Origin of the sequence: Xenorhabdus santafensis, from assembly GCF_033949405.1 — a bacterium.
In the GTDB taxonomy this organism is placed as follows: domain Bacteria; phylum Pseudomonadota; class Gammaproteobacteria; order Enterobacterales; family Enterobacteriaceae; genus Xenorhabdus; species Xenorhabdus santafensis.
Genome location: NZ_VCDN01000107.1, coordinates 1 through 9546 on the forward strand (window position 1 = coordinate 1; position 9546 = coordinate 9546).

Genomic DNA, 9546 nt, shown 5'->3' on the forward strand with positions numbered 1-9546 from the left:
ACAGTTTGATATATTTTGTCCAGTTTATAGCGTTAATAAGGGTCTCAATAAGATTAGTATATGTATAATAATACGACATTAAGGATTTATTTGTTTCTAATTGCAGATTTTTCCTATTGAGAAACTTTAATTTTAATAATAATCAATAAGTTAAATGTATTGAATTATATAAACATGCTTTAACGTAAAAAATTAGGGTCATATTAGTTATCTCTCATGCCGTGAGAGTAGGAATGATGTTTACCTCACAGCAGAAAAACACAGACAGAAGATGCCGGGATAACGACAAAACAGAGAAATGTAATTCATATCATGGGGAACACACTTTACTTCGGTAAGGGTGGCTTCTCACAACATGTTAATAAAAAAGATCATGTACTAAAAAAAGCGCATGTCAGAAAACAAAACGGCGAATCAAGTGATAACAATCGGTATGCCGTAAAACAGGAGTGAATCCGTTCAGGGCGCCCTGTTTTCAGTGCAACTGCCGGAAGAAAATCGAACCATTTTCAAGCTCCGGATAATCCACCTTGATAGCGCCATAACTTACTGATTAAAAATATAAAGGATGAGATATGGAAGAAGCGAATCTATTAGTCGGAATACGCATTCAGACCAAAAGGAAAGAGCTAGGCATCACAGCTACGGCATTAGCGAAGCAAATTGGCATTAGCCAACAGCAGCTTTCACGCTATGAAAGAGGGACAAACCGAATTAACTTAACTCACCTTGTTGATATTGCCAGAATATTGAACACACCAATTGAATGGTTTTTCCTAGACTGCCAAGAAAGTCCAAGTGAGGACAGCACTGTTAATAAACTTACTGACCAATATATTCCTATAGCCGAGACAATTATAGGAAGAAATGGTTGTTAAATGAAACAGGAGAAAGGTCAGAAGCCTTTGATTAATCTAATTATTAATCTGTAAGGCTTCTGACACTGTTGGATATTAATTCTCTGGTTAATGCTGCATTGGAGAATATTGCCGTGTTGCTCATTGCCATTAATTCATTCAATTATTAATTTCGCTCCATTGCATATGCGACATCTATAATAAAACGCTTGATGACCAAGTGTTCTTCATCTGAATAGTTTTCAAGTATTTTTAACCAATTAGATTCAACCTGCTGATGCAGCTCTTCGTGGGCAACAAAAACCTGCTTTCCTTCCAGCGTCAGGTTAAAGTAAATCTCTTTCTGGTTATCAACCAGTTTCAATTTCTCAACCAGCGCACGCTGGAGCAATTTGGCACAAATTTTCGAGATGGCTCCTTTAGTCATTTTCATCTTCTGGCTGATAGCTGTGATATTTAATAACCCGGCATTTCCAATGCACTGAATCACATGCAGTTCAGACAGTGAATAACCGTTGAGCCCATACTCACGGAGTTTTTCTTCATCATGCCCTTTTTTCACACTCTCTTTTAGCTGTATCAAGTGGTTAACAGCGGCAAGGATCTCACGTTGACAAGTTGTCCTGTTAATCATGACTACAATTCCCAAATCAATATTTCAAGAACAAAGCATTCAAAGCCATATCACCTAAAACCGCATGTTTGGCAGTCAATACCCGGCTATTTTCACCAAGAAACTATTTTTTATATTTATGACATCATAACAAAAAATATTAAAAAATATCTTTACAAATCCTAGTAATAAATTAATCTCTATTTTGTTTCCAAGGAAACCAAAATAGAGGAAAGACATGTATACTCAAACTTCAGTTCGCAACATAAAAACCATTTTCTATCTGGTATGCTTCAGTGCCCTTCTTGGCTCTCTAGCCCAAAACATTTACACACCCGTTATTCCCACCATCAGAGAGTTATTCAATACTTCTCTGCCCTTGGTAAACCTCACCGTATCAGCTTTCACATTTGTTTTAGCTGTTATGCAAATCGTATATGGCCCACTGGCTGACCGTAACGGCCGAAAAGCCGTTTTGTTGCCAGCCCTTGCCATCGCCACGATCGGATCTATCGGCTGTGCCATGACTCACGATATTTATTGGCTTATTTTCTTTCGTATCATACAGGCTGTCGGGATTGCTGCTATTCCTGTCATTGCCGCCACCATTATTGGTGATCTCTACGAAGGTCAACATCGGGCGAAAGCCATCAGTACATATCAAATGCTGTTAACACTTGCCCCTGCATCCGGGCCATTACTTGGTGGCTATTTAGCCGAGCTGAATGGGTATGTGGCAATTTTTCAGTTTATTGCCGTTATTGGTGGCCTATTGCTTATCGCTAATTTATTTTGGTTACCAGAAACCAGACAAGCCCAATCAGGCAATGGGCATACAGCACCTTCACCGTTCCGCCAGATTCTATCCGATCACATTGCACAATCCGTTTTTGCTGTCAGCTTTATGCTGTTCTATAGCTATTTCTGCTTTCTGACTTTTTTACCCATCATCCTGCATGATAGGTATGATTTCAGCCCCGCGGACATTGGCTGGATGTATACTCCCATGTCATTGGCTATGATTGCCGGCAGTTACTGCTATCGCTTGGTTCACCATCTTTTCTCACAAAAAAAAGGATTGATTCTCAGTAGCTTGCTGAATCTGTTTTGTATCCTGCTGTTTTCTGTGACCTATCAGGTTGGCATTCCTGCCTTAATCGTTGTGACTGCTTTGTACGGTTTCACTTTAGGGCTGTCGACTCCCACGCATTCCGCTTTACTGCTGACAAAATTTACGGAACAACGTGCTACTGTGGTTGGCCTGTACAATTTCATCAGATACATCGGTATGGCTGCCGGCCCAATAGTGGGAAGTTTTTTACTATTCAATAATCACTATGAGTGGATATTTTTGTCCGGTGCATCGTTATTTGCTTTGTCGATTGCGTTTACTAGCATCGTAACCCGGCAGCACGATAAATCTTGATGGCATCTCACTTGAGGTGATGTGTTTTAATTTCCAAACCATCAATGAGCCATGGCCCAAACAGCTGCAACATTACGTGCCGTTACCCGCAGGTTATCAGCCCCATTGGCAAGAGCCTCAGAAAGAGTGCAAGCTCCCGGTACAATGGAAAATACGGCATCCAGCCCATGTTGATGAACCACGCTATAATCCCAGCTCATCCCGCCAACTAATGCAATGGTGGGTACGGCGAATTTTTTAGCGACGCGGGCTACGCCAATGGGGGTTTTACCATAGACGGTCTGGCTGTCGATGCGGCCTTCCCCTGTAATCACTAAATCGGCTCCCCGAATAACGTCTTCCAGTTTCAAGGTATCGATAACAATTTCAATCCCTGACTGCAATTTCGCCCCCAAGCATCCCAATAAAGATGCCCCCATTCCTCCCGCCGCACCGGCACCCGCTTCATCGATCACATTTTTGCCGGTCAGGTATTCGATTTTCGTTCCATAATGGCACAATGCAGAATCCAGTGCTTTAACCATTCCCGGTGTTGCCCCTTTTTGCGGGCCAAATACTGCGGACGCGCCCAGTTCTCCGCACAATGGGTTATTTACATCACAAGCGACGGTCAGTTCTGTTTGGTTAAGACGAGGGTCAAGGCCAGTTAAATCAATGCGTTCCAACCGGATTAATGCACCACCACCAAATGGCAGAATACGGCCATCACCATCCGATAAATTTGCGCCCAAAGCTTGCATCATGCCCGCACCACCATCATTGGTCGCGCTTCCCCCGATACCTAAAATCAATTTGCTGGCACCCTGAGCCAGCGCCGCCAAAATCAACTCACCGGTTCCATAACTTGTTGTTATCAGAGGATTGCGCTGTTCAGCAGGCACCAAGTGCAGGCCAGATGCGGCAGCCATCTCAATGACTGCGGTTTTTCCATCCCCCAGCAAACCGAAAAATGCTTCAACTGGCTGCCCCAAGGGGCCGGTAACAGTACATGAAATATGTTTTCCTTCTGTTGCCGCAACCAATGATTCCACGGTTCCTTCCCCTCCATCCGCCATCGGTAATTTGATGTAATCCGCTTGCGGAAAAATCTCCTGAAATCCTTCTTCTATGGCCTGCGCCACTTGCACAGCACTCAGGCTTTCCTTAAATGAGTCTGGGGCAATCACAATTTTCATGACGGATTTCCTTCCTGTTCTCTGGTGTGCATTCTCTTAGTCCCTAGCCAGAAAAACCGAATACACCAAAAAGTAGGGTTGAGATAAAGGCGATAGTAAAACCAACCAATGTTTCATAAGGCAGCAGTTTCAGACGTTCATGTACCTGCATATGTACACTGCCTCCCGTGGCGTGGAAAAAACTGCCATGCGGCAAGTGATCAAGTACGACTGCCCCCGCATGAACCATTGCTGCGCCCGCCAGCGCACTGATACCCAAGTCCAGCAGTGTCGGGGCAAATATCGCTGATGCAACCGCAGTGCCAGCAGTTGTAGATGCCGTTGTCATCGACATTAACGCCCCTGATATCGGAGCCAATAAGTAGGAAGGTAACCCAGAGGCGGTGATCCCCTGAACCAGCACATTTTTTAATTCGGAATTAGCAATAATGCCGGCGAGCGTCCCTGTTCCCAACAGCATGATGGCAACAGGTGACATACGGCTCAAGCCTGAGATGATAAATTTGTTCGATTGACGCCAATGCCCCATGATAAGTGCGCCCATGATCCCCCCAACAGGTAATGCAATCAAGGGATCAATTGTGATATTGGCAATGGGGCGTAATGCCAGCAGCAGGATTGCAATCACAGGGGCAGAGATCGCAGCCCAAAATGAAGGTAGGGTTTCTTGGGCTGTCAGCGTCAGTTCCTCATTTTTGACTTTATATCCTCGGTTTATCAGCCGTTTTGACAAAAAGTAAGCCATTACTAACCCAAATAATCCGGGGATGATGCCAGCGACCATCAAGGATGTCAGGGGAACGTGAAACCCTTCTGAGGCTGCGATGGTATTCGGATTGGGGGACATAACATTTCCTGCTTTACCGCCACCAATCATGGCAAGCAAGATAGACAACTTGGATAAATCTGCGCGATGGGCGATTGCCAAAGCAATGGGAGCGACCGTAATCACGGCGACATCGATAAATACGCCCACCGCAGTCAATAGCATCGTCGCTATCGCCAGAGCCAATAATGCTCGATTTTCTCCTGCCTTTCGGATGATAGTTTCCGCAATGGTGTTTGCCGCCCCTGATTCAATCAGTACTCCAGCCAGAACACCCGCAGCCAGTATGCGCAAAACAGCGTTTGTCATGCCTTGCGCCCCCGTGACCATTAAACTTACGGTTTGGACTAAATCAGCGCCGCCAATTAAACCGCCTGCCAATGCCCCAATCATCATGCCGTAGACCGGAGGTACTTTTCGCAATATCAGACCAATTGCGATCACCAGAGCAATTAGTGCTCCCGCCGCAGAAACTGTTGCCATCTTTTACTATTCCCCTGCTTGTCGCTACTTTCCCCTGCTTGACCTTTAAACCGCGCCTGAATGAAGCACGGATCTGAAACTCAAAATCAACCGATGCTGTTTTGCACGCATAAAAAAAGCGATAAGAATATTATCGCTTTTCATCATTAAGAGTATGGGTGCTTACGCTTCAATAGCCAGTCGCAATTTTTTCATTGCATTTTTTTCCAACTGCCTGACACGCTCAGCAGATACACCGTATTTGTCTGCCAGTTCCTGCAAGGTAGTTTTATTGTCATCATCCAGCCAACGTGCACGAATGATGTCTTGGCTGCGTTCATCCAACCCTTCCATCGCAACGGACAGTTTATCCGCGGCATGGCTCTCCCAATTATCTTCCTCAATGCCATCAGCAAAATCAGATGCCTTATCTTGCAAATACAGCACTGGAGCTACGGGTTGGCTATCTTGAGCATCGTCATCAGAGGACATATCGAATGCCATATCCTGTGCTGACATACGCGATTCCATTTCTCTGACGTCTTTACTGGTTACACCCAATTCTTTGGCAACCAGCTCAACTTCATCCTGATTGAACCATCCCAAACGTTGTTTTGCTTTGCGCAGGTTAAAGAACAGCTTACGCTGAGCTTTTGTCGTTGCGACTTTCACAATACGCCAATTACGCAATACATATTCATGGATTTCTGCCTTAATCCAGTGAACTGCAAAAGAGACCAGACGCACGCCCACTTCTGGATTAAATCGACTGACGGCTTTCATCAGGCCAATGTTGCCTTCCTGAATTAAGTCCGCTTGTGGCAAACCATAACCGGCATAACTGCGAGCAACATGAACAACGAAGCGTAGGTGAGAAAGAATCAGCTGTTTTGCTGCATCCAGATCTCCCTGGTAATGCAGCCTTTCTGCCAGTTCCTTCTCTTCCTGTGCCGTAAGCATAGGATAAGCATTGGAAGCGCGGATATAACCTTCCAAACTACCTTGTGGAACTAATGCTAAAGTTTGCATTTCTAATGTCATTCAAATTCTCTCAAAATTAGACTCAAATTAATGGTCTTTTAAGTTTGTCTGAACCAACCCATTCTAGGTTTATCCAAGTCAAAGATACGCCTATTTTACCACCATCGAAATCATATTCAAATTGTCTGACTTGTATGCGTATCACTACAAAACCGTAACTGTGATTTTGGCAACAATTACGTCAAAAAGTTCACTTAAAAATCAGCGAATATTTTTTTCTATCTGAAATCATTCCGGCCTAAAACGACGTAAGTGCTGAACTGTTGCAAACCACGCAGCAATCCAACCAATCATGCCTGAAATCAGCACCAAAAGCAGCGATTCATCCCACCCTAAGCCATATAGTTTAAAATTCGTTCCAAAAACACTTGCCACTTCAGTGACAATATTTGAAAGTTTCCACACTAACAAGGATGAGAGGATAAGAGAGAAAACCGCGCCAAGAATTCCCAGCAAAGCCCCGCCATTGAGGAAAGGACGTAAAATGAAACCATCCGTTGCCCCAATCAGTTTCATGACATTAATCGTTTCACGACGGCCAGAGATATTCAGCCGGACACTGTTACCAATGACTAAAAGCAGCGCAACGACCATCAGGATGCCGATTACGGCAGCGATACGGCCTATCAGTGAAGTCAGTGCGGTTAAGCGGGCAAACCAACTGTCATCCATCCGGACTTCTTCGATGCCTTTGATTTGTTCGACCCTATCACGCAATGTCATCAATGCCTTTGAATCCTGAAAATTCAGTTCAGGAGAAACGATGGCCACCGCAGGCAGAGGATTTTCTTCCAATAAATCCAAGGCGTTGGAGAACCCTGACCAGGCACGAAATTCGTTCACCGCATCTTCGCGGGAAAGATAATTGACCGATTTCACACCATCCATGTCTTTTATCTGTTCAATGACCTGCTCGGCACTGTTGTCATTCAATGATTTATCTAAATAGACAGTGAGCTGAGGAACGGGATACCACTGTACCACGGCTTGATTAACGTTTTTCCAAACGATGAAAAACACACTCGGCAAAGTCAGGGAAATAGCAACGACCATAACAGTCAGCAGGGTCGCCAATGGCTGGCGCAACATATCTGACAGGGTGTTTTTCCAGGCATAGCGCCACTGGACGCGCCATCCACCTTTCAGTGATTTGGACTTGGATTTGGCTGGTGGTACTTTTTTCGCTGAATGACGGACATTTTTAGCCATGATGTCCTCCTTGCATGCGCCCCTGAGCCAACGTCAGGATACGATAGTTTCTTCGTTCAATGAGAGCGGTATCATGGGTAGCCATGAGTACCGTCACGCCAACCCGGTTAAACTCTTCAAACAGGCGCATGATCCCCTCAGATAATTCCCCATCCAAATTTCCTGTCGGTTCATCCGCCAGCAAAACGGTTGGTTTATTCACAACCGCGCGGGCAATGCCAACACGCTGCTGCTCACCGCCGGAAAGTTGGATAGGGAAGTTTTTCGCTTTGTCCAGTAAACCAACCTTATCCAGCGCCGCAGATACCCGCCGGCGAATATCTTCTGTGCTTGCCCCTGAGATGATAAGGGGCATAGCCACATTTTCGTAGACTGTACGATCCAGCAACAGATGGTGATCTTGAAAGATCATACCAATCTGGCGACGTAAAAAAGGGATCTCACGAGACTTCAATCGGCTGATTTCATGGCCCGAAAACCAAATATGGCCTGCGCTAGGACGTTCAATGCCACAGATAAGTTTCAGAAGTGTACTTTTACCGGCGCCTGAATGACCGGTTAAAAATGCCATTTCCCCAGGGAGCAGATGAAAATCCACCCCTTGCAGCGCTTGCCGTCCCCCAAGATAAGCTTTACTGACCTGTTCAAAGCGAATCATTTATAGTTAATCCTCTCGGGCAAAAAGAGCTTCAATAAAATCGTCTGCCTTAAATGGACGGAGATCTTCAATGCCTTCCCCAACACCAATGTAACGAATTGGGATCTCAAATTGGTCAGCGATGGCAAAAATAACGCCGCCTTTCGCAGTACCATCCAACTTGGTCAGAGAAATACCCGTCAATCCCACAGCCTCATGGAATAGTTTAGCCTGACTTACTGCGTTTTGGCCTGTGCTGGCATCCAATGTCAGCATAATTTCATGCGGCGCATCTTCGTCCAGCTTTTTCATTACCCGAACGATTTTTTTCAACTCTTCCATCAGGTGAGATTTGTTCTGCAATCGTCCTGCAGTATCTGCGATCAGAACATCAACACCCTTCGCCTTGGCTGATTGAATGGCATCAAAAATCACTGAGGCTGGATCGGCTCCGGTATGCTGGGCAATGACAGGGATTTTGTTGCGTTCTCCCCAAACTTGCAATTGTTCTACGGCTGCTGCACGGAAAGTGTCCCCGGCTGCCAGCATGACAGATTTGCCCTGAGACTGGTATTGGCGCGCCAATTTACCAATCGTGGTCGTTTTGCCGACGCCGTTTACGCCCACCATTAAGATGACATAAGGGAATTTACCTTCAATCTCCAGCGGCTTATCAACTTTTGCCAGAATGCCTGACATCTCTTCTTTCAATTTAGAATACAACGCTTCCGCATCTTTCAATTCTTTGCGGCTGGCGTGGGTTGTCAGGCTGGTGATGATTTTGCGGGTTGTTTCAACTCCCACATCGGCAATGAGTAATTGCTCTTCCAATTCTTCAAACAGATCATCATCAATTTTTTTGCCGCGAAATAACCCCAAAAAGCCGGAGCCAAGGTTTTGGCGAGTTTTCACCAAACTACGCTTTAAGCGCGCAAAAAAACCTTCTTTGGTTGGGCGTTCCTGCTCTTTAGGTAATGCAGCTTCTTCGGCTAAACGCTGTTGTTCTGCTTCTTCCTCAGCACGGCGAGCGGCTTCTTCGGTTAAACGCTGTTGTTCTGCCTCTTCCGCAGCATGGCGGGCAGCTTCTTCCGCTAAACGTTGCTGTTCTGCTTCTTCCGCAGCACGGCGGGCTGCTTCTTCGGCTAAGCGTTGCTGTTTTGTTTCTTCCTCAGCGCGGCGGGCAGCTTCTTCCGCCAAGCGTTGCTGTTCTGCCTCTTCCGCAGCGCGGCGGGCAGCTTCTTCCGCCAAGCGTTGCTGTTCTGCCTCTTCCGCAGCACGACGGGCGGCTTCTTCGGCTAAG

General features: G+C 45.6%; 9 protein-coding genes. 2 read left to right on the forward strand and 7 right to left on the reverse strand.

The genetic code is table 11. The annotated features are described in order from the left end of the window. Positions 1-575: 575 nt before the first annotated feature. Positions 576-878 (forward strand): helix-turn-helix domain-containing protein, encoded by a 303-nt coding sequence (locus FE392_RS18255; RefSeq protein ID WP_319931590.1) that lies wholly within the window; start codon positions 576-578, stop codon positions 876-878. Positions 879-1023: 145 nt separating this feature from the next. Here the strand turns inward: FE392_RS18255 and FE392_RS18260 are convergent, their stop codons facing one another. Next, a complete protein-coding gene (locus FE392_RS18260) occupies positions 1024-1491 on the reverse strand; it encodes a MarR family transcriptional regulator (RefSeq protein WP_319931591.1) in 468 nt (155 codons plus the stop codon). A gap of 217 nt (positions 1492-1708) precedes the next feature. On the opposite strand from FE392_RS18260, the gene FE392_RS18265 reads away from it, so the two are divergent. Beyond that, complete coding sequence (locus tag FE392_RS18265; RefSeq protein ID WP_319931592.1) at positions 1709-2896, forward strand: MFS transporter; 1188 nt, start codon at positions 1709-1711, stop codon at positions 2894-2896. Positions 2897-2937: 41 nt separating this feature from the next. Here the strand turns inward: FE392_RS18265 and FE392_RS18270 are convergent, their stop codons facing one another. From FE392_RS18270 to ftsY, 6 genes are all read right to left on the reverse strand, one after another. Next, positions 2938-4071 carry a glycerate kinase gene (locus tag FE392_RS18270; RefSeq protein WP_319931593.1) on the reverse strand — a complete coding sequence of 378 codons (1134 nt, stop codon included), beginning with the start codon at positions 4069-4071 and terminating at the stop codon, positions 2938-2940. A gap of 43 nt (positions 4072-4114) precedes the next feature. Further along, on the reverse strand, positions 4115-5380 hold the full coding sequence (locus tag FE392_RS18275; protein ID WP_319931594.1) for a GntP family permease: 1266 nt from the start codon (positions 5378-5380) through the stop codon (positions 4115-4117). Between the two features lie 162 nt (positions 5381-5542). Further along, the gene (gene rpoH / locus FE392_RS18280; protein ID WP_319931595.1) at positions 5543-6400 is read right to left on the reverse strand and encodes an RNA polymerase sigma factor RpoH; all 858 of its coding nucleotides are present in this window, start codon (positions 6398-6400) and stop codon (positions 5543-5545) included. Positions 6401-6628: 228 nt separating this feature from the next. Beyond that, on the reverse strand, positions 6629-7609 hold the full coding sequence (gene ftsX, locus FE392_RS18285) for a permease-like cell division protein FtsX (RefSeq protein WP_319931596.1): 981 nt from the start codon (positions 7607-7609) through the stop codon (positions 6629-6631). After that, entirely contained in the window at positions 7602-8267 is a 666-nt protein-coding gene (gene ftsE, locus FE392_RS18290; protein ID WP_319931597.1) for a cell division ATP-binding protein FtsE, read from the reverse strand. The genes ftsX and ftsE overlap by 8 nt, the downstream gene beginning before the upstream one ends. Positions 8268-8273: 6 nt before the next feature. After that, positions 8274-9546 (reverse strand): signal recognition particle-docking protein FtsY (gene ftsY, locus FE392_RS18295; RefSeq protein ID WP_319931598.1); only part of this gene is annotated, 1273 nt, incomplete at its 5' end.

Coding starts and splice junctions, on each gene's coding strand:
- FE392_RS18265 (WP_319931592.1), top strand. CDS start 1,709: ATGTATACTCAAACTTCAGTTCGCAACATAAAAACCATTTTCTATCTG.
- rpoH (WP_319931595.1), bottom strand. CDS start 6,400: ATGACATTAGAAATGCAAACTTTAGCATTAGTTCCACAAGGTAGTTTG.
- FE392_RS18260 (WP_319931591.1), bottom strand. CDS start 1,491: ATGATTAACAGGACAACTTGTCAACGTGAGATCCTTGCCGCTGTTAAC.
- FE392_RS18275 (WP_319931594.1), bottom strand. CDS start 5,380: ATGGCAACAGTTTCTGCGGCGGGAGCACTAATTGCTCTGGTGATCGCA.
- FE392_RS18255 (WP_319931590.1), top strand. CDS start 576: ATGGAAGAAGCGAATCTATTAGTCGGAATACGCATTCAGACCAAAAGG.
- FE392_RS18270 (WP_319931593.1), bottom strand. CDS start 4,071: ATGAAAATTGTGATTGCCCCAGACTCATTTAAGGAAAGCCTGAGTGCT.
- ftsE (WP_319931597.1), bottom strand. CDS start 8,267: ATGATTCGCTTTGAACAGGTCAGTAAAGCTTATCTTGGGGGACGGCAA.
- ftsX (WP_319931596.1), bottom strand. CDS start 7,609: ATGGCTAAAAATGTCCGTCATTCAGCGAAAAAAGTACCACCAGCCAAA.